General features: G+C 43.1%; 19 protein-coding genes, 1 pseudogene and 1 riboswitch. Of the genes and pseudogenes, 18 read left to right on the top strand and 2 right to left on the bottom strand.

Annotated features, from left to right (window positions below; genetic code table 11):
- The 4 genes and pseudogenes from uvsE to ACKVDP_RS00255 all read left to right on the top strand — a co-directional run.
- Positions 1-1,254, top strand: a complete 1,254-nt coding sequence (gene uvsE, locus ACKVDP_RS00270; RefSeq protein WP_409226801.1) for a UV DNA damage repair endonuclease UvsE — start codon at positions 1-3, stop codon at positions 1,252-1,254.
- 12 nt (positions 1,255-1,266) lie between these two features.
- The gene (locus tag ACKVDP_RS00265) at positions 1,267-1,860 is read left to right on the top strand and encodes a class I SAM-dependent methyltransferase (protein WP_409226800.1); all 594 of its coding nucleotides are present in this window, start codon (positions 1,267-1,269) and stop codon (positions 1,858-1,860) included.
- Between the two features lie 111 nt (positions 1,861-1,971).
- Positions 1,972-2,424: an Hsp20/alpha crystallin family protein gene (locus ACKVDP_RS00260; protein ID WP_409226799.1), complete on the top strand. Its 453-nt coding sequence runs from the start codon at positions 1,972-1,974 to the stop codon at positions 2,422-2,424.
- 202 nt (positions 2,425-2,626) lie between these two features.
- Positions 2,627-2,812: pseudogene (locus ACKVDP_RS00255) on the top strand (glutaredoxin family protein); the annotation flags it as partial.
- Positions 2,813-2,849: 37 nt separating this feature from the next.
- On the opposite strand, the gene ACKVDP_RS00250 reads toward ACKVDP_RS00255, so the two are convergent.
- Complete coding sequence (locus ACKVDP_RS00250) at positions 2,850-3,464, bottom strand: 4Fe-4S binding protein (RefSeq protein ID WP_409226798.1); 615 nt, start codon at positions 3,462-3,464, stop codon at positions 2,850-2,852.
- 89 nt (positions 3,465-3,553) lie between these two features.
- Between ACKVDP_RS00250 and ACKVDP_RS00245 the strand changes: the two genes are divergently transcribed.
- The 6 genes from ACKVDP_RS00245 (at position 3,554) to ACKVDP_RS00220 (ending at position 13,431) form a co-directional block, all read left to right on the top strand.
- Positions 3,554-4,204: a Crp/Fnr family transcriptional regulator gene (locus ACKVDP_RS00245; RefSeq protein WP_409226797.1), complete on the top strand. Its 651-nt coding sequence runs from the start codon at positions 3,554-3,556 to the stop codon at positions 4,202-4,204.
- Positions 4,205-4,292: 88 nt separating this feature from the next.
- On the top strand, positions 4,293-4,673 hold the full coding sequence (locus tag ACKVDP_RS00240) for a DUF134 domain-containing protein (RefSeq protein WP_409226796.1): 381 nt from the start codon (positions 4,293-4,295) through the stop codon (positions 4,671-4,673).
- 37 nt (positions 4,674-4,710) lie between these two features.
- A complete protein-coding gene (locus ACKVDP_RS00235; RefSeq protein ID WP_409226795.1) occupies positions 4,711-5,535 on the top strand; it encodes a P-loop NTPase in 825 nt (274 codons plus the stop codon).
- A gap of 59 nt (positions 5,536-5,594) precedes the next feature.
- Positions 5,595-6,116 (top strand): ECF transporter S component, encoded by a 522-nt coding sequence (locus ACKVDP_RS00230; RefSeq protein ID WP_409226794.1) that lies wholly within the window; start codon positions 5,595-5,597, stop codon positions 6,114-6,116.
- Between the two features lie 70 nt (positions 6,117-6,186).
- Positions 6,187-8,025 carry an ATP-dependent zinc metalloprotease FtsH gene (gene ftsH, locus ACKVDP_RS00225; RefSeq protein ID WP_409226793.1) on the top strand — a complete coding sequence of 613 codons (1,839 nt, stop codon included), beginning with the start codon at positions 6,187-6,189 and terminating at the stop codon, positions 8,023-8,025.
- Between the two features lie 204 nt (positions 8,026-8,229).
- The gene (locus ACKVDP_RS00220) at positions 8,230-13,431 is read left to right on the top strand and encodes a GLUG motif-containing protein (protein WP_409226792.1); all 5,202 of its coding nucleotides are present in this window, start codon (positions 8,230-8,232) and stop codon (positions 13,429-13,431) included.
- Positions 13,432-13,652: 221 nt separating this feature from the next.
- Here ACKVDP_RS00220 and mnmH read toward each other — a convergent pair whose 3' ends face one another.
- A complete protein-coding gene (gene mnmH / locus ACKVDP_RS00215) occupies positions 13,653-14,687 on the bottom strand; it encodes a tRNA 2-selenouridine(34) synthase MnmH (RefSeq protein WP_409226791.1) in 1,035 nt (344 codons plus the stop codon).
- A 151-nt stretch (positions 14,688-14,838) separates the two neighbouring features.
- Here mnmH and ACKVDP_RS00210 point away from each other — a divergent pair, with 151 nt between their 5' ends.
- The 8 genes from ACKVDP_RS00210 to ACKVDP_RS00175 all read left to right on the top strand — a co-directional run bounded on the left by ACKVDP_RS00210 (position 14,839) and on the right by ACKVDP_RS00175 (position 20,997).
- Positions 14,839-15,270 carry a DUF1893 domain-containing protein gene (locus ACKVDP_RS00210; RefSeq protein WP_409226790.1) on the top strand — a complete coding sequence of 144 codons (432 nt, stop codon included), beginning with the start codon at positions 14,839-14,841 and terminating at the stop codon, positions 15,268-15,270.
- Between the two features lie 13 nt (positions 15,271-15,283).
- The gene (locus ACKVDP_RS00205) at positions 15,284-16,153 is read left to right on the top strand and encodes a DMT family transporter (RefSeq protein WP_409226789.1); all 870 of its coding nucleotides are present in this window, start codon (positions 15,284-15,286) and stop codon (positions 16,151-16,153) included.
- A gap of 104 nt (positions 16,154-16,257) precedes the next feature.
- Positions 16,258-16,341, top strand: a riboswitch (cyclic di-GMP riboswitch).
- A gap of 132 nt (positions 16,342-16,473) precedes the next feature.
- A complete protein-coding gene (locus tag ACKVDP_RS00200; protein WP_409226788.1) occupies positions 16,474-16,647 on the top strand; it encodes a Flp family type IVb pilin in 174 nt (57 codons plus the stop codon).
- Positions 16,648-16,799: 152 nt separating this feature from the next.
- Positions 16,800-17,342: an A24 family peptidase gene (locus tag ACKVDP_RS00195; RefSeq protein ID WP_409226787.1), complete on the top strand. Its 543-nt coding sequence runs from the start codon at positions 16,800-16,802 to the stop codon at positions 17,340-17,342.
- A 10-nt stretch (positions 17,343-17,352) separates the two neighbouring features.
- Positions 17,353-17,775, top strand: a complete 423-nt coding sequence (locus ACKVDP_RS00190; protein WP_409226786.1) for a TadE/TadG family type IV pilus assembly protein — start codon at positions 17,353-17,355, stop codon at positions 17,773-17,775.
- Positions 17,776-17,797: 22 nt separating this feature from the next.
- On the top strand, positions 17,798-19,042 hold the full coding sequence (locus ACKVDP_RS00185; RefSeq protein ID WP_409226785.1) for a pilus assembly protein TadG-related protein: 1,245 nt from the start codon (positions 17,798-17,800) through the stop codon (positions 19,040-19,042).
- A 30-nt stretch (positions 19,043-19,072) separates the two neighbouring features.
- Positions 19,073-19,816, top strand: coding sequence for a Flp pilus assembly protein CpaB (cpaB, locus tag ACKVDP_RS00180; protein ID WP_409226784.1), 744 nt, complete (start codon positions 19,073-19,075; stop codon positions 19,814-19,816).
- A 5-nt stretch (positions 19,817-19,821) separates the two neighbouring features.
- A complete protein-coding gene (locus ACKVDP_RS00175) occupies positions 19,822-20,997 on the top strand; it encodes a nucleotide-binding protein (protein WP_409226783.1) in 1,176 nt (391 codons plus the stop codon).
- The last annotated feature ends 13 nt before the right edge of the window (positions 20,998-21,010 follow it).

Genomic DNA, 21,010 nt, shown 5'->3' with positions numbered 1-21,010 from the left:
ATGAGAATAGGATATGCATGCCTTACAAAAGGGATTCCCTATACGGACTTCAAGGGGGTCACCAGCAAGAAAGCAACACCGGAAAGGCTTAATGAAGTAACCGGTCACAATCTTAATACCTTGGGGAACATTTTAAGGTACAATGCTGAGGATGGTCTGAATATGTTCAGGCTGTCCTCAGACCTTATACCCTTCGGGTCAAGCCCTGTGAACGGTACAAAATGGTGGGAGGTTTTCAAGCCTCAATTCCAGGAGCTTGGAGGTCTTATGAGGGACAATGACATGAGGATATCCATGCACCCGGGTCAGTACACGGTCCTAAATTCACCTGATGGGGATGTTGTCAATCGGGCGATTGATGACCTTGTTTACCACAACCTGGTCCTGGACAGTCTCCAGCTTGATGGAAGGGCAAAGATAATCATCCACATTGGAGGGGTGTACGGGGATAAAAATTCTGCCATAAGAAGATTCAAGGAAAACTACCGTAAGCTTCCTGAGGGTGTGAAAGGTCGCCTAATAATTGAAAACGACGAGAGGCTGTACAATATTGAGGAGGTCCTTGAAATTGGAACCACCCTTAAGATACCAGTTGTCTTTGACAACCTCCACCACCAGGTCAAGGTTGGAGACGGAAAGGATCACATGTGGATCAGGGAGGCTGCCAAGACCTGGAAAGAGGAGGATGGCATCCAGAAGATCCACTACTCCCAGCAGGATCCAAGGAAGAACCTGGGGGCCCATTCAGAGACAATAGATGTGGGACAGCTCCTGGAATATATAGAGGAAAACATCCACCATGACCTTGATATCATGCTGGAGGTCAAGGATAAGAACCTGTCTGCAAAAAAGGCGATCAATGCTGTAATAAAAACTGGAAAAATAGAGAATCTGGAGGGTGAATGGAGCAGATACAAATACAATGTCCTTGAAAGGTCTCCTGAAGGCTACCAGAGGATCCGAGGCCTCCTAAAGGACAAGGACTCCTATCCGGTTGAGGAATTCTACAGCCTTGTTGACAAGGCCATATACAGGACCAGCCCAACCCAGGGGACGGTGGTAAATGGAATCCAGCATGTGTGGGGCTATTTCAAGGATGTAGCCACAGAAAAGGAGAAAAACAGGTTCAGAAGTGACCTGGACAGGTTCAGGGAAGGCAGGCTCTCCCTGCAGGCAGTTAAGAATAGCCTGTGGAGACTTAACGAAAAGTACCGGGATCCATACCTTATGAGGTCCTACTATTTTCACATATAGGGGGTTGAGATCATGAGTAATGGAGTTTTTCATACAATAGCACCCATATACGGACTCTTCTACAACAAGCAGGTGGACCACTACAGGGAGATTATCAAGAATAACCGTGATTTTCTGGATTTCAGAGAGTATTCCACAGCTGTGGACATTGGCTTTGGAACTGGAGCCCTTTGCAGGGTATTGGCTGAAAATGGCCTCCATGTGACAGGAGTTGAGCCGGTTGAGAGGATGCTCAAAATAGCAAAAAGAAGAAATGCGGACATCCTTGCGGACTGTGTAATGGCTGATGTACTTGAGGGTCTTCCCTTCCAGGATGATGCCTTTGACCTATCAATATCCTCATATGTTGCCCACGGCATGAAAAAAGAGGAAAGGCTCAGAATGTATCGTGAAATGGCAAGGGTTACAAGCAGGAAAATGATCATCTATGACTACAACCAGGAGAGAAGATGGGCCAATGATATTGTTGAGTGGCTTGAGGGGGGAGACTACTTCAACTTCATCAAGGCTGTGGAGGAGGAGCTGAGGGAGGAATTCGGAAATGTCAGCAAGAGGGATGTTGACAAGAGAGCTGCCTGGTATGTGGTGGATCTGAAAAAATCATGATAATGGTATTGACAATTAAAAACATATGCCCTATAATATAATTGCAAAAGGTTAGCACTCAAAACAAGAGAGTGCTAAAACAAAAATACAATATAAAAGGAGTTGTTAATCATGGCAGGACTAGTACCTTTCAACAGAAGGAACAGAGGACTGACTGGAACAGGCTTGGGTGATTTCTACGGCATGCTTGATGACTTCTTTAGTGACGATCTGATGATGCCACGAAGAAGTTTGGCTAGAGACACCTTTAAGCTTGACGTTCAGGACAAGGAGAAAGAATACCTGATCGAGGCTGAGCTGCCAGGGGTGAAAAAGGAGGAGATCACTCTAGAAATGCATGAAGGACAGCTGATGATCGGTATCCAGAGGGAAGAGAAGGTGGATGAGGAGAAGAAGAACTACATCCACAAGGAAAGAAGGTACTGCTCAATGAGCAGAAGCGTCTATCTGGCCGATGCGGATTCGGACAACATCAAGGCCAAGCTGGATGGTGGGGTTCTTGAAATAACAGTTCCCAAGGTTGAGAAATCCGTTAAGGAAAAGAACCGCATAGAGATTGAATAACAGGTAAAATCAAGGCTGGAACCGGTTTTAGTTCCTGCCTTTCATATGGATGGGATTCAATATTTTTTAAGTTTTGGACATACTTGGTCAACAAATGTTTAAAACAAGTCACACATGGTATATGTATAGTAATCGAAAATAATAAGGAGGAATTTCAATGAGTGTAATAATTTATTCAACCCCGTCTTGACCATGGTGTACTAAGGTAAAGGATTACCTAAACTCAAAGAATGTTACTTACACTGACCATGACGTATCAAAGGATTATGACAAGGCAGTGGAAATGGTTCAGAAATCTGGGCAAAGAGGCGTACCTGTCCTTGACATCAACGGACAGATAATCGTAGGCTTTGACAAGGCAGGAATAGACCAGCTGTTAGGTCTTTAGAAAACGAAAGCTCCCGTTTGGGAGCTTTTAGCTTTTCCTACTCATAGGTTATTGCGTTAGGAGTGCAGACCTCCGTGCATTTCATGCACACAAGGCAATCCTCCCTGTTTATGAAGTGGGACACTTCGTCCTTCTCAATTGCAAGGGCGGGACACGCATTAACACACCTGCCGCAGCTGATGCAAAGGTCCGGGTCCACCTTCATTCCGTATTTTGGATTCCTGGAGCTCCTGTTAAGTATACTTCCATAGGGACAGAGGAATCTGTGCCAAAGCTCCTCGTGAAAGAAGAAGGTGAGAATGATTCCAAATAGAAACAGTACCGGAAGTATGGGCATCTGCTTACCCGTTCGCATAACAAGGATGAAGGTGGCAAAGAAGAGCAGAAGCATTCCCCAGCGTACAAGGGGACGCTTTAGGACATCGGGGATTTTCCTGTCCCTTATGCCACTTTTTCTTTTAAAGGCTGTGACCGCTTCCATTACGGTATTGATTGAACAGATCCATCCGCAATACAGTCGACCAAATATAAAGGATGCTGCCACTCCAAGGAGCAGAAGCCCCATCCAAAGCTGAGGCTTGTTGAGGATTACAAGAAGAATGAATATTCCAAGGAAAAAAAGCTGTACTGATTTTCTGAAGCGTGTTTTCATGTTTGACCCCTTTCAATTATGTAATAGTTCCAGTATACTTATGAACTGTACATATGAAAGTTACCTAGGTAACACAAATGGAGGATGAAATGGAGTATATTGGTAGAATGATCAATTCAATTGAGCCCTTTGTGAATATAGAACCCCATAGGCTTGAGGAAGCCATCCGAAAGGATAATGTCAAGACCAAAAGGTTCCAAGGGAATCAGCTGGTCTATTTGCAGGGAGAGGTCTGCACTACAATGGATATTGTCCTTAAGGGAACCGTTGACATACACAGCATAGACCAGGAGGGAAACGTAATAACCCTTGCAAGGTTCAAGAAGGGTGACATTGTGGGAGTGAATCTTCTCTTTTCAACAGACAGCGCCTACCCCTTCTCTGTAACTGCAGTGGAGGATACGGAGATTCTTCAGCTTTCAAAGGGACTGCTTCTTGAGCTGTCCAGGGACAATCCAAGGTTCACGGAATCTCTCCTACAGATTGTATCCGACAAGGCCATCTCCCTTGCAAACTGGATTACAGAGATATCCATGAAGCCCCTTAGGGAAAAGATCATGGACTTTGTTCAAATGGAAAGGAAAAGACAGGGAGGAGAAAGGATAATTCTGCCAACCTCAAAAAAAGAGCTTGCGGAAAGACTGGGAGTGCAGAGGACCTCCCTCAGCAGGGAGCTTCAGAAAATGAAAAGGGAAGGTATTTTGGATTACGATAGAGCCTCCATAACCCTCCTGGAATAGGATAACAAAGCCAATTAAATCAAATTTCAAATTCTCTGGCAACGCGGATTAATTCGTGGTATAATACTAGGGTATGGAGGTGATTTGATTGGCAAGACCAACAAAAACAAGAAGAGTATGCTGTCTTCCAGAGACCGACCTTTTCGGTCCCTTGAATAGAAGACCCTTTGATGGAAGTCAGATTGTCATGACTGTAGAGGAGTACGAGACAATCAGGCTTATCGACAAGGAAGGACTGATGCAGGAGGAATGTGCAGAGAGAATGAATGTTGCAAGGACAACCGTCCAAAGGATATACATCTCTGCAAGAAAGAAGCTTGCTGATGCGGTAGTGGATGGACTTACCCTTAAGATAGAGGGCGGATCCTACAAGCTGTGCGATGGCGATTGCGATCACGACTATTTCCACTGTGGAAACAGACGTCGTCAAAGACAGGGAAGAAACAGAATGGCAAGAGGTATTGAATAAAATATAAATAAACATAAAGAAAGAAGGCGTATTTTTAATGAGTGAAACATGTAATGACAGCTGCAGCACCTGCGGCGTTGACTGCAACGACAGAAAAGAGCCTCAGAATGAGTTCTTCGTAGCCTTGAATGAAAAGAGCTCAGTGAAGAAGGTAATCGGCATCGTAAGCGGCAAGGGTGGAGTAGGAAAATCCCTTGTAACTTCAATGCTTGCGGTCAACATGAACAAGAAGGGCTACAGAACGGCAATCATGGATGCTGACATAACGGGTCCCTCAATTCCAAAGGCATTCGGTATCCACGGCAAGGCGGTATCTGACGGGAAATCCCTGATGCCAAAAAGGAGCGACACTGGAATAAGCATAATGTCTGTTAACCTGATTCTTGAGAAGGAGACTGACCCTGTAATCTGGAGAGGTCCAATCGTAGCAGGGGTTGTAAAGCAGTTCTGGTCAGACGTTCAATGGGGAGATATTGAGTATATGTTCGTGGACATGCCACCTGGAACAGGGGATGTTCCCTTGACGGTATTCCAGTCACTGCCTGTGGATGGGATAATAGTAGTTACATCACCCCAGGAGCTGGTTTCCATGATCGTGACCAAGGCCTCAAACATGGCCAAGATGATGAACGTTCCAATCCTTGGAATAGTTGAGAACATGTCATACTTAAGCTGTCCGGATTGCGGAAAGAAGATAAACGTATTTGGAGAGAGCAAGGTTGAGCAGGTTGCCGCCGACCAGGGAATTCAGCATTTTGCAAGGGTTCCAATAGATCCTGCAATAGCTTCCCTAGTTGACAACGGAGCCATCGAGCAGTACGATACAAGCATGCTGGATGCGCTGATTGACACATTCAAGTAAGATTAGAAGGAGATCGGCACGTCTGGTCTCCTTTAGCTTTTCATACAAGGGAGGATAAGATGAACACTAGAAAAATTGTAATGACTGGAATGTTTATAGCCTTGGGAATAGTCCTTCCCATCGCCTTTCACAGCTTCAACATGGGAGGACCGGTCTTCCTTCCCATGCACATACCTGTACTTATGGCAGGTCTGACCCTTGGCCCCCTTGCGGGACTTTTTACAGGAGTCATAACCCCGCTACTCAGCAGTGTAATGACTGGGATGCCCCCAATGTTTCCAATGCTTCCAATCATGGTATTTGAGCTTGGGGTGTACGGGCTCACCTCTGGATTTATAGCAAAGCAGTACCCTGGAAAGACCTTCTTCCCGCTGATAGCAGGGATGATTGATGGAAGGGTCATGGCAGCCATTGTGGTGTTTGTCCTTTCAACCTTCTTTGGCGTCCAGATGTCACCCTGGGCCTTTATAAAGGGTGCCATTGTAACGGGAATACCGGGGATACTTATACAGCTTGTTATAATACCCCCTCTTGTAAAGGCAATCAGAAATGCAACCGGCATGAAGGCAAACCATGCCTAGAATGGTGAATCTCCCTTGGGAGATATTTTCAGACCTTAAATAGGTCTATTTGGATAGGAACGGTGATAATATGAATAATTTCAAAAGACCAAAGAAGCCGATCATATACTACTACCTTATCGCTCTTATAGTGATAATTGTGCTTAACATGGTCGTGTTTCCTAGGATGATGCAGTCTGACATAGAGCAGATAGATTATGGAACCTTCCTTCAGATGCTGGAGGACGGAGAGATTGATGTGGTTGAAATAAAGGACAACGACATTTTCATTCAGGAGAAGGGAACGGAGACCGTCTTTGTTACGGGAACCATGGATGACCCTGACCTGGTGGGGAGGTTGAACGATGCTGATGTGGTATTCTCAAGGGAGATTTCAGACACCACACCATCCCTCATGAGTACAATCTTCTCCTGGATTATAACAATAGCCATCTTTGTTGCAATAGGCCAGCTTTTCGCCAGGTCAATGCAGAAGAGGATGGGCGGAGGAAATGATGTACTTTCCTTTGGAAAGAGCAATGCAAAGATCTACGTTGAATCCCAGACAGGCAAGACCTTCGAGGATGTTGCCGGTCAGGATGAGGCCAAGGAGGCTCTTGAGGAGATTGTTGACTACCTGCACAATCCAGGCAAGTACAAGGATATCGGTGCAAACCTTCCAAAGGGAGCCCTTCTTGTGGGACCTCCGGGAACCGGTAAGACCCTTCTTGCAAGGGCTGTTGCAGGAGAGGCCAAGGTGCCCTTCTTCTCAATCTCGGGCTCTGAGTTCGTTCAGATGTTTGTTGGAATGGGAGCGGCCAAGGTAAGGGACCTTTTCAAGCAAGCACAGGAAAAGGCACCCTGCATAGTCTTCATAGATGAGATCGACACAATCGGAAAGAAGCGTGACGGCGGAGGTATCGGCGGCAACGACGAAAGAGAGCAGACACTTAATCAGCTTTTGACCGAGATGGATGGCTTCGACGGCAAGGAGGGAGTTGTCATCCTTGCTGCCACAAACAGGCCTGAGTCCCTTGACAAGGCCCTTCTAAGGCCTGGAAGGTTCGACAGGAGGGTTCCGGTGGAGCTGCCTGACATGAAGGGCAGGGAGGACATTCTGAAGGTTCACGCCAAGGCTGTCAAGGTTGATCCGGACCTTGACTACAATGCAATAGCAAGGGCCACTGCTGGAGCTTCGGGAGCTGACCTTGCAAACATGATAAACGAGGCTGCCCTACGTGCTGTAAGGCAGGGTAGGGACAAGGTAAGCCAGCCTGACCTTGAGGAGTCAGTTGAGGTTGTAATAGCAGGCTACCAAAGGAAGAATTCCGTTATCTCCACCAAGGAGAAGAGGATCATCGCCTACCACGAGATCGGGCACGCTCTGGTTGCTGCAAAGCAGACAGATTCAGACCCGGTCCACAAGATTACAATCATACCAAGGACCTCGGGAGCCCTGGGCTACACCATGCAGATCTCAGAGCAGGAAAGCGTGCTTATGAGCAAGGAGGAGCTGTTCAACAAGATTGTTACGATCACCGGTGGACGTGCGGCAGAGGAGCTGGTATTCGGCTCAATCACAACGGGAGCTGCCAATGACATCGAGCAGGTAACTAAGATTGCCAGGGCAATGGTTACACGATATGGAATGAGCGGTGAATTTGACATGATGGCCCTTGAAACCCAGACCAACATGTACCTTGGAGGGGATTCCTCACTTACCTGCTCCGCTGAGACCTCATCAAGGATCGATGCAGAGGTCCTGAGAATCATCAAAGAGGCCCATGACAAGGCCAAGAAGATTCTGGAAGAGAATATGGACAAGCTGAGGGAACTATCCAATTATCTTCTTGAGATGGAGACCATAACTGGTGAGCAGTTTATGGAGATATTGAATAAAACTGAAGAGAATGAAGAGTTAGGTGAATAAAAGGATGCCGGCAGATTTCTGCCGGCATTAGTTTTTGTCATGAAATGTGCCAATTATCGTCATTGCCAAATGTATATAACCTAACATTCGATTTATGAAATATTATAATATATAAGATGGGTGGGTTATGAGCAATTTATGGGAGTAGATGCTCATTATTGCTAGAAAATAGGATTTAATGGAAATGTTAGGGAGGTATGGGCAATGTATAAGAAAATATTAAGCTGGTTATTAACGTTCGCAATGGTTTTCTCAATGCTTGGAGGAGTTGGGCAAGTGGCATTTGGACAGTCATTCAATGACATTAGTGCCCACTGGGCAAAAGATGACATTGAAGAGTGGTCTGGTAAGGGGCTGATTAGTGGCTACGAAGATGGCACATTCAGGCCTGATGACAAAATTACAAGAGCCGAGTTCGTAAAGTTAATAAACAATGTCATAAGCATCAAAATGGAAGAGTCAATCTCATTCGTGGATGTTGAGGAAAGAGATTGGTACTTCAGAGATTTAAGAAAGGCAATCTATGGAGAATACATAGCAGGCTATGAAGATAATACCTTCAGGGCGAATGAACTGATAACAAGACAGGAAGCAGCCGTAATATTGAAAAATTTAGTGCAGCTGGAAGAAATAGAAGGGGATGTTCTTGGAAAATTTGTCGATACTAATAACACACCTGACTGGAGCAAAGCAGCACTTATCCTTGCGGTACAGAAGGGATACTTGACAGGCTATACAGATGGCACATTGAAAGCCTCAAATTATATTACCAGGGCAGAATCAGTCAAGGTATTGGATAATCTATTTGGGATTATTTATAATGAGCCTGGTGTGTATGGGCCAAGCTTGGACCAAGGAAAGCTGGAACTAAAGGGAAACCTTACTGTTTCGGTCAATGACGTAACTCTACAAAACATGATTATAGATGGAGACCTTTACTTGGCAGAAGGCATTGGAGATGGAGATGTTATCCTGGACAACATAACAGTTAAGGGAGAAACCATTGTAAAGGGTGGGGGAGCAAACTCAATCATAATAAGAAACTCATCCCTACAAAATCTACTGATAATAAAAAAGGATGGTAATATTAGAATAATTGCACAGGGCAGTACTTCAATAAACAATACCTACCTTCACTCATCAGCAAAACTGAAAGGAGAAGAGCTTAATAATAGCTTTGGAGCTGTTGAGATCATAAGAGTAACACCTGGAGTGGCAATTGAGCTTGAAGGTGGTTTTGAAAAGATAGATTTATTAGCAAACGCAGATATTGAGATAAATGGAAAAAGCGAGTTGCAGGAATTATACATTCACAAGGATTTGGAAAATGTTTATATTCAGGTGTCAAGAGACTCCACAGTTAAAAAATTGTATGCAAATTCTGAGATTGAAGTGGTTATCAGAGGGGTTATAATTGAAGCACTAGGAGAATTTGCCAAAGCTTCAAGCTATGATATCAAGCTTCCCGAGAACCTTAAGCCTAAGTCAAGCTCTGGAACTTCAAGGCCTGCTGCACCCAAATATACTCTGGCATTAGACATTGTTCCAGCAGGAGCTGGAACAGTAATTGGTTCTGGAAGTTATGAAGAAGGGACCGAAGTTAACGTAAGTGCAAATGCCAATGACGGATATGAGTTTGTTGAATGGAGAGAAGGTAAAAACCTTTTAACCACCTCATCTGCATTTAGCTATACAACAACCTCTGAAAGCAAAACCTTCACAGCGTATTTTGAATCAACCGGAGAATTTGCGGGAGGATCCGGAACAGAGGAAGATCCTTACAGGGTGGCAAATCCTGAACAGCTTAACAAAGTAAGGGATCATCTGGACAGTCATTTCTTACAGATTGCCAATATAGATTTAGGAGTCTCACCCTGGAATGAGGGGGAAGGCTGGCAGCCAATCGGTGAGTGGTCAAATGGACTTTCAGGATCATTCGATGGCAATGGCTACATCATAGAAAACCTGACAATTGATTATGAAGGCTATGAAAGCTATAAAAGCCTATTCCAAGAGCTGGCACCAGGTGGGATCATAGAAAATGTACAGATGAAGGGTGTTGATGTTAAGGGAAATAGTTATGTAAGTGCCCTGGTTGCCTATCAGCGAGGTGGAGAAGTTCGGAACTGTTCAGTAGAGGGAACCATAATGGCCAACAACAATGCAGGTTTGTTGGTAGCTGGTAGTGATGGATTAATAACTGGAAGCTATTCATCAGGCTCTGTAATCGCCCTGGATATCAATGGTCAAGACTACTATTTCGGTGGACTGGTTGGTCGAATGTCAAATCCAAATGCTGAGATTCACAATTCATATTCGACTGCGGAGGTATTTGGAGACCATACAGCAGGTGGCTTGGTTGGAAACGCCTGGGGTCATTCAATAAACAATTGCTATTCCATAGGAAAGGTTACAGGATATGCCAGGACAGGAGGACTTGTAGGACACAAGAGTGAAGATATGGAGGTCAACAACAGCTATTGGGACATCGAAACCTCGGGAATAGATTCTTCAGCAGGAGGTGTCGGCTACGTAACGTCGGCCATGATTAAATCAACAAACAGTGTTCCTATTTACACTGATTGGGATTTTGAAAACATCTGGAATATAGATGAAGGAAATTCTTATCCTTATCTGAAATGGCAGAGCAGTGAAAATATACCTTATCCTCCAAGCCCCTTTGCGGGAGGATCTGGGACGGAAGAAAATCCATATGAAGTTGCTACTGCAGAGCAGTTAAATGAGGTCAGAAATTATCTGGACAGTCATTTCATACAAATTGCTGATATTGATCTGGGGGTTTCACCATGGAAGGATGGAGAAGGATGGAATCCAATAGGATCAGGGTCAGCACCCTTTGAGGGAAGCTATGATGGTGACGGGTATTCCATAGAGGGACTGTATATCAATAGATCTATAGGAAGATACCAAGGCTTGTTCGGATATGTTGGTTCATCAGCAGTACTGAAAAATATGGATTTGAGTAACTCCTATGTTTCTGCTGACCAGTACACTGGAACCTTGGTTGGCTATAACGCTGGTGAAATTTCAAACTGTTCCTCTTCCAATGTTGAGGTACTGAACGGATGGGATTATGCAGGTGGACTGGTAGGCTTCAATTCTGGTACGATTTATGATTCATCCACAACAGGAATAGTTAAAACCTCTGACTTCAATGCAGGAGGCTTGGTTGGAAGCAATTACGGTGTAATCGAAGATTGCTTCAGTGAAGCCGATTTGGCTCCTGTTGATGCTGCATCTGGTGGTTATCCATATCAGATGGGAGGTTTGGTAGGATATAACAGTGGTGGAACCATAGAAGGCTCCTATGCCAAGGGTGATGTCACCGGTTGGAAAACAATCGGGGGACTTGTAGGTGAAAATTTTGAGGGCTCAGTGATAAACTCCAATGCGGAAGGAAATGTTTCAGGGAATGAGGAGTATATTGGTGGCTTGGTTGGCATAAATGGATACAATAGTATAATTAGAGACAGCTATGCTACAGGCAATGCCAATGGAGTATATTATGTAGGTGGCTTGGTGGGCTACAACAGCTCCCTGGTTGAAGGCTCACACCATAGGATTGGGACTGTATCAGGATCAGAGAGGGTTGGTGGATTGGTTGGAGACAACAATGGAACCATAGCCGAGTCATATGCGGAGAGCAATCCATCAGGAACTCAATATGTCGGTGGTCTAGCGGGCTACTCAGGGTATGGTGAGATTAGGTTCACCTATGCGTCTGGAGATGTATCAGGATCTAGTCAATCAGTTGGAGGCCTAGTTGGTTCTGCACAGGATACAGCTATTAATGATTCCTATGCTATGGGACCTGTCACAGGAGGAAGTTATATTGGTGGTCTTGCCGGTTATCTAAGTGTTGGCTCTTCAGTAACCAATTGTTATTCAACAGGTAGGGTTAATGGAAGCTCCTATGTTGGTGGCTTGATAGGCTCCAAGACAACCGGTGGTACTGTCCCAACAGTTGATGACAGCTATTACAACTCTGAAACATCATATCAGTCAGACAACTCTGGAAAAGGAATGCCTAAGACAACAGCAGAAATGCTATCGCTATCAACCTATGTTGGTTGGGATTTTCCAACTGAGTGGACTATGAATCCAACAGACAATGACGGATATCCCGCTTTATATTGGCAGGGGTTTGACCATGAGGGAGAATTTGCAGGTGGTTCAGGGACTGTATCCGATCCATATCAAATAGCAACAGCTGAACATCTGAACAATGTGAGAAAATATTTGGATGCCAACTTCATTCAGATAGAGGACATTGATCTGGCGGACTATGTTACCACTGGTGGAGATTATTACAATGACGGTAAAGGATGGGAGCCAATAGGTTCTACTCTAAATCCTTTTACGGGTTCATACGATGGAGACAATGGAAATATAACAAACCTCTCGATCTCAGGTTCGGATAGTAGAATAGGACTTTTTGGGACAACTTCAGAAACTTCATTTATTCATGATTTGAATCTAATTGACGTGAGTATTGATGGGAGAGAGTTTATAGGTGGTATCGTTGGAGTCAGTTATGGAACTATTGAAGCGTGTTCTGTAACTGGAACAATTGAGGGAATAATGAGTGTTGGAGGCATCGCCGGCTGGACAAGAGATGGAGAAATTAGATTATCTTCAGGATCTTGTACAATAGCTAATAAAACACCAACTCAGGGAAGCCGATTGGGAATTATAGTAGGTGACAATGAAGCCGCCATCATCGAAAGCTGCACAGGAAGCGGTATTGTTCAAGGTATAGGTAGTGTGGGTGGAATCGTTGGACTTAATCGGGGTAGCGGTGAAATTCGGGACTCTTTTTCAGATGCAACCGTAACAGGTACTACCAATTATGCAGGAGGTCTTGTAGGAGAAAGTCAAGGTACTATAAGCAATAGTTACTCCACTGGAAATGTTTCTGGTGGTGGATATGTAGGTGGACTGAGTGGCTATAATAGTGGTACTATTGACAAAACATTCGCATTAGGATTTGTAGAAGGATCTGATAACTTTGTTGGTGGCTTGGTTGGAATGAATGACGCTTCAATTAGCAATTCATATGCTTATGGTAATGTTATCGGAGATCAGTATGTTGGAGGATTAATAGGAATACACGGTTACTATAATAGTTCGAGTGCTTTATCCAACTGTTACTCAACCGGAGTTGTAAACGGAACATTCCGATGGGGAGGGTTAGTTGGCTATAAAGCTTCTGCCAGTACAGTTACTTCAAGCTACTGGGACATTGATGCTTCAGGTATTACCTCATCAGCAGCTGGCATGGGTTATACATCTTTACAGATGACCGATTCATCAAATTTCGGTGGATGGGATTTTGTTACAGTTTGGGATATAGATGAGGGCATTTCCTACCCTTATCTTAGATAAAGTGGAATAGCTAAAAGCAGCTGACAAGTTTGTCAGCTGCTAATCTTTTACCTTAATCTTACTGATTTCATCCTTAACTGAACCACTGTTTGACTAAGCAAAAATACTTGATTATGAGATATTAGTTTTTAGATTTTTTATCTATTGTTCAGTGTTCAATTTTCAATGTTCATTTGCCTCTTAGATATTACCTCTTACTTATTACCTTACCCTTCAACTTTCTACTTTCCACTTTCGACTATAAACTTGTTTATAAGTATTTCCGCACTCTTTTCCGGCTCCTGGTTCTCAACATGAAAAACATAATTCTTGGGATTATGCTCATACATGGGATCATAGTATTCAATCATAAGGTCTCTTGCAACAGACCGGTAATCATTCTGCCTTACCAGCTCAATAAACTGGTCAATTCTATCGTTACCGAGTCTCTTTCTAAGGTGATTAAGAGCCTCAATCAGCTCGTGGTCCGTTTCATAAACATAATCTCCTACGATGTTCTCAACCCGGATATCCATTGGAGCTGTAATCTCAACATGGATTCCGCTACGGATCTTCTCAAAGATATAATCGGGAATTACTGAGCGGCCGATTCTCTTGCTTTCTCCCTCAGTAAAGACCAGATTTCCCTTCCTGTCCTTCAGCTCCTCATACAGCAGGGCCTCAAACATCTTCTGGGTATTGGGCTCACCTAATCCAACAGCTCCAAGAGTTGAGCCCCTGTGGTTTGCACAGCCCTCAAGGTCCAACACATCAGCACCTTTGGCCTTAAGTGCCTCAAGGACCTGGGTCTTGCCTGTGCCGGTGTTTCCGTAAAGTACAATCAATTCAATATCCTTTGCAACCTCAGGCAGCCTTTCGTTCACATATGCCCTGTAGGCCTTGTAGCCACCCTGAAGCTTCAATGCACTTATATGAAGGCTCTGCAGGAAAGCCACAACACTTCCGCTCCTGAAGCCTCCCCTTGCACAGAAAAACACAAGATGCTTGTGCTTCTTGTTGATTTCAAGCAGTGTCTTGAACATGTCAGGAAGCCTTTTGGCCACTGCCTCCACACCGATCATCTTGGCCTCATCAACGGACAGTTGCTTGTAGGCTGTTCCCACAATGGCCCTTTCCTCGTTGGAGAACAGGGGAACATTGATTGCTCCAGGAATGGTCTCCTGGGCATACTCATCTGGGGTCCGTACATCTATTAGAACATATTCATCGGTTTTCAGTTTTTCTTCCAGCTCGCTGTATGATATATCAGGATACATAATCTACCTCATCTTTCGGATATTCTTTTTGTACATAATATCCTATTATATAGGAAGTGGGAGGAAATAGTAAAGTATCTGGGGAAAACTGTTTCATATTTAACCCTATTGATGTAGAATATATGAAGAACATAATGGAGGAGATGAAAAGTTGGAAGGAATCAAAATAGCAAAAGACCATATGGAAAAGAATGACCTGAAAATGGTTGTATATAATAACGGAAAAGTTGTAGCACAATCAACGGACAGAGGCATCAAGCCTATTTATGATGTCTATACAGAGAGCTTTGAGGACCTTGAGGGAGCCTTTGTGTCAGACAGGATAACAGGAAAGGCAGCTGCCATGCTTCTTGCTGAGGGTAGGATTAGAGGAATCTACACAGACCTAATATCTGAGCCGGCCTTGGAGATTTTCAACCAGAAGGGAATAGCACTGGAGTACGGGAAAAAGGTTCCTCATATACTAAACAGGGATAAGGACGGAATGTGCCCAATCGAGACAATATCAAGAAATGTCCAAGGCGTGGGTGACCTAATAGAGGGAATAGAGGAGTTTTTTGTGATTGTGGGCATGAAAAAATAAAGGTGGTAGACTGATGAATGGGGACAGATTAAGAGCAATAACATATATTGTCATAGCAGCCACCCTTTTAAGTACAGGTGGGATAATAATCAAGTTCATTGATCTTCCTCCCATGACAATAGCAGGAGGCCGGGCAATCTTTTCAGCAGCGGTGGTATGGCTGTATGTAAGAAAGCCAAAATTCACCTTTTCCAAGGCCCAGGTTTCTGGAGCCCTATGCTACTCTACAATGATCACTGCTTTTGTTATCGCAAACAAGCTTACAACAGCAGCAAATGCCATAATACTTCAGTTTACAGCACCAATCTGGGTTGCTATTCTTAGCGTCTGGATTCTTAAGGAAAGGATTCGCTGGTATGACATTGCTGCAATTTTTTCTGTTGCAATAGGAATGGTCCTCTTCTTCCTGGATGATGTATCTGGAGGAAACTGGGCAGGAAACATGGTAGCAATCGGAAGCGGGGTTGCCCTTGCAGGAGTTACAATTTCACTGAGGTTCCAGAAGGATGAAAAGCCTGTGGAGACAACACTTCTTGGTCATTTGATAACAGCTGTAGTGGGAATTCCATTCTTGATCGGATTGTCATATACAACTGGGGATATTGTAGGATTGTTTGTTCTTGGAACCTTCCAGGTGGGCATAGCCTATATTTTCTATTCCCTTGCAGTCAAGCATCTGACGGCCCTTGAAGCCATTCTGATTATGTTTCTTGAACCGATCCTAAACCCAATCTGGGTGTTTCTTATTGTAGGGGAAAGACCAGGACCTGTATCTCTGCTTGGAGGGGCGATTGTACTTGGCACTGTCATTGCCAGAAGCCTTTTGGCAAACAAAATGAATCAAATCGAGGTCCGTAAATCTGTTAACCATCAAATTGAATAAAATTTTCATAAAACTGAAATAAAATTGAAATAAAATCCATATAAAACTGAGACCCCGTTTACAACCACAGTAGCGGGGTATTATAATCATAAGTAATTATACATGTTTTATTTGGGGGCCTCGATCTATTAAGATTATTTGGACGTCTTCTTAATAGGGAGCCAGTGACGTAACCGACCGGGACAAAAATTGTTTTGGTCTTTTTTAGACCACAATACTTTAGTGGGGTGGTTGGATGAAGTGAACGATGGTTAAGGATTTGAATTGTACGGGAAAGAACATAGGTAGTGGAGATAATTACATGAAAAGGAGGAAAAATGATGATGAATCTTATGATGAGACTTTGGAAGGATGAAGAAGGACAGGGAATGGCTGAGTATGGATTGATAATATTTGCCGTTGCTTTGGTTGTTCTTGTTGGATTAGCAGCATTTGGGGGAGCGTTAAGTGAATGGTTTTCAGAGTTATGGGATCCAAGTTTGCCAGGTGGATAGAATATATCTCAAATTATTAGTTTAGTATAGTTGAAATAAAAACCACAACAGCAAGAAAAGTTGCTTTGCTGTTGTGGTTAAATCTCGAAGAGTATGACAAATGAGTGTTTATTTCACTTGATAATACGGATAAATGGAGAACGGTGAATTAAATGTTAAATACGACTTTGCTATTAATATTAGTGACAGTTTCATCGTATCATGATGTTACTTCGAAAAGAATCCCCAATTTTATTACAATACCAGTAATACTTTGGGGTTTATTGACATATACAGTATTTGATGGATATGCAGGATTGAAGTTTAGCGGACTTGGGTTTCTGGTAGGATTAGGAGTTTTCCTGGTACCCTATATCCTTGGAGGAATGGGTGGTGGAGATGTAAAACTAATGGCTGCAATAGGAGCACTAAAAGGTTGGAGATTTGTTCTTTATACAACTGTCTACACAGGACTTGCAGGCGGAGTTATTGTAATACTAATACTTATCAAGGAAAAGAAGCTGTGGATAACATTAAAAAGAGTTGTTGCAATTATACTAAAACCGATTATTTTTATTATTACATTGACCTTCAACAGTGATCTGTTGAAACGAGTTAACAACTGGCTTCTTAAAACCCAGGTAGACTGGGAGAAGAGATACATCCCCTATGGAGTGGCCATAGGGATTGGGGCAGTAATTTCTTATTTTATATGAGGTGAGTTGGATGTTTGATTTTTGGAAATTTAAAAGAGATGAACAAGGTCAATCTTTAGTTGAATTTGCTTTAATCCTACCCGTACTATTACTTCTTTTGATGGGCATAATTCAGTCTGGAATAATATACGGTGGATATGTTGCTGTCAGCAATGCCGCTAGAGAGGGAGCTAGAATTGGAATTGTTGAAAAGGATAAGAATAAAATGATTCTAAGTATTGATAATGCATTTGATGATTCACCCTACTTGGAAAAAGGCGAGATTACAATCGATCCAGCTAATGGTGTTTTCGTTAATGGACAGTCGTTAAGTGTAACGGTTGAGGGAAAAGTTCCAATTATAGTACCTATGATGGAACGCTATTTTGAAGATGGATTTTATACAGTTTCCAAGACTTCAGTAATGATGGTAGAAGGTTTTAGAGAAAATTAGATGAGTTTAGGGAGATGAAAACATGTTTAGGAAAAATCATATACTATTCAATAGAATTAAATCGTTATTTAGTGATATTGAAGGTCAAGCAATGGTGATGGTTGCAGTTTTCATGGCAGTACTTCTTGGATTTGGTGCTTTTTCTGTAGATATGGGGAATCTCTATGTTCAAAGAAGACAAGCTCAAAATGTAGCCGATGCTGCAGCTCTTGCAGGCACATGGGTTATCGATGGGGGAGACCCAAAAGTTAAAGAAGTAGCTGGAATATATGCTGAAGATCACGGTATGGACAAGGATGATATTGATGCATATATTGTTGATGATAAATTTGTTGAGACCATAGTTAATAAGAACCATGATGTCTATTTTATGAGGTTTTTTGGATTTAATAGCAAGCTAGTTACAGCAAAAGCAAAAGCAACAAGAACATCTATTTGGATACCCGGACATAAAGATGTATTGCCTCTTGGACTGATAGGATGGGAAGAAATCTTCTATAAAGTGATAGCTGATGATTTACAAAACAAGGATGATTTCTATGAGTTGTTCAAGGACAATAAGCATGAGCTAAATTATGAGTTTGGTCATAGACCTGGGATCTTAAAGAGCGACGTAAAGAATTTCCTGCTTGATAAGTATCCAACAGCTGTCATATATGTTGAGCAGGGGGGAAAAGATTTCTCAATTCCCGATGATGAGACCAATCCTAATGACAGATACCCCGAATGGAGCGTTGAGCAACTGCTACAAACAGATATAAATGTTTATAGGGATGTTCTTCAGATGATGATAGATGATGATCCAGATGTATTGTTTGATATATTATTTGGTACAAACAGTATGACTGGTAGTTTTGGTTTTATTGATCTTGAAAATCCCGGAGCAGCTGAGCTTAGGAGTATAATTGATAATGGATTTAAGGGAGAAATAGATGAAATCCAGGCTGAGACAGGTTTTATAAGCAATGTAGGAGCTAAGGATGGACCATTGGATAAATATATTAAAGATAATGGAGGTCAGGCATATATCTTTGCCATACTTCCAGGAGCATTAAAGGGAGGTAAATGGGAAGCTGATGGACCAGATGTCGCTGGGAATTTCACCGAGTATCTAGTGTTACATGTTGTTAATATGAATCTGGAGTTCAAAACTGGAATGGACCCGAGGCTTACGGGCAGAATAAATAAAATCTTTGACAAAGTCGATGACATTAATTCAAATGATGGTTACTGGGAGGAAGTCCTTCAGAGTTGGCTAGTTGAATAAGAATAAACTACAAAGAAAGAGGTGCAGTCTATGAAAGTGAATAAAAAGGTACTCCTGATTGGGGTACTCCTTGGCATTATCACAATATTTTTCTTAAACAGGTATATTCAGTCCCTCAGGGTGGATCCCCAGGAGGTGGCTGCAACCTCTTATTCTGATGTGGTTACAGCTACAACTGCAATACCTGAGCACGTTAGGATTACTGCTGAGATGGTTCAAATGTCATCCGTTCCATCAGAAGGAGTTCATCCTGATGCTGTAACAGACCTGGAACAGGTGGTTGGAGCCATAACAAGGACCGAAATCATTTCAGGTGAACAGATTCTTTCGGGAAGGGTAGCAATGGAGGAGGGTGATGTTGGACTTTCCTACTGGATACCTGAAAACATGAGGGCAATGACAATACCTGTCAACGAAATCATCGGAGTGGCCAACTACGTTCAGAAAGGTGACAGGGTGGATATCCTGGCAACCTATGAATTTGAGGTTGAAGTGGAAGGCGAAGAGGAAGAGGAAAATGTACAGATGACCTACACCCAGCTGCAAAATATTGAGGTTGTGGCAGTAGGAGGAAGAAGCGCACCTACAGAAGAAAATACAGTGCAGCAGCCAAACTCCCTAACAATACTTGTAAATCCGGAGCAGGCTGAGGTGGTTGCATGGGCTACACTAAACGGAAGCTTCCATCTGACACTAAGGAATCCTGTTGACAACCAGATCAACGAGCTTGACCATTATGGAAGCGACAACTTTGAAACCTTTAGAGTGAGGTGAGATACTTGGATAAAATAAAGGTACTATTGATAGAAAAGAGCAGTGATGACAAGGACCTGGTAACGGAAACCCTGGCTAAGGTTGACTACGTCAATCTGGTGGGGGATGCCACTACAACAGAGGAGGCAAATTACTATATTGGCGAGAAATATCCCAATGTTGTCCTTATTGGTACAAACGTTGATTTTGACAGATATGAGTTTACGGACTTTTTATCCAAGGAATACCCGGAAATAGCAGTGGTTCTGGTTGAAACCCAGCTTCTTGAGGATACAATGTACCGCGCAATATTTGTTGGCGCCAAGGATGTAATAATCTCCCCGTTCACTTCATCCAAGCTTGTGGATTCCATTTACAGGTCCTTTGAGCTTGTGAAGGACAAGGAGGTTGTCCACAGGGAAACAACTCCTACAAGAAGAAGACGAGCCACAAACGGCAATGTCATAACCGTATTCAGCACCAAGGGAGGGGTTGGAAAGACCTTTATTTCAACAAACCTTGCCATTGCACTTTCTAAGGGCAATGAAAAGCGGGTCTGCCTTGTGGATCTGGACCTGGATTTTGGAAACACTGTACTTGCACTTAATCTTGTGCCAAGGTTTACAATCATGGACATAGTTGATGATATTAGAAACATCGACCAGGATATTATAGAATCATATCTGATTCCCCACGAGTCGGGAATCAAGGTTCTTCCAGCAAATGCAAAGCCTCAGATCAATGAATTTATAACAGCTGAGCATATAGAGATAATTTTGAAGGCCCTTAGGGGAGCATTTGATTATGTGGTGGTTGATATGCCAGCCAGGTTCTATGAGCCTGTAAATCCAGCATTCCAATTTGCGGATGTCCTGCTGATGGTTACAACACCTGAAATTTCAACACTGAGAAATATTAAGGCGTCGATTTTGACCCTGCATGAACTGAACTTTCCAAAGAACAAGATAAAGATTCTATTAAACAGAGCGGATGCATCAAGTCAGATCAAGACCAAGGATGTTGAAAGCACCCTGGGTCAGAGTCTCTACTCTGTAATAGATGCGGATTACAAGCTGGCGGTCTTGTCCCTGAACAGCGGGACGCCGGTGGTGATTTCAAAACCAAGAAGTCCAGTGAGCAAGGGCTTTCTTTCACTGGCAAAGAAGATCAACACTGATTTAGGAGGAAATGGCCATAGCTAGCCGGAGGTGATAC

It is taken from the genome of Gudongella ferriphila (assembly GCF_046224405.1).
Lineage (GTDB): Bacteria > Bacillota > Clostridia > Tissierellales > Tissierellaceae > Gudongella.
Note: the sequence above shows the minus strand (reverse complement) of the source record. Positions and strands in the feature narration are given on the sequence as shown.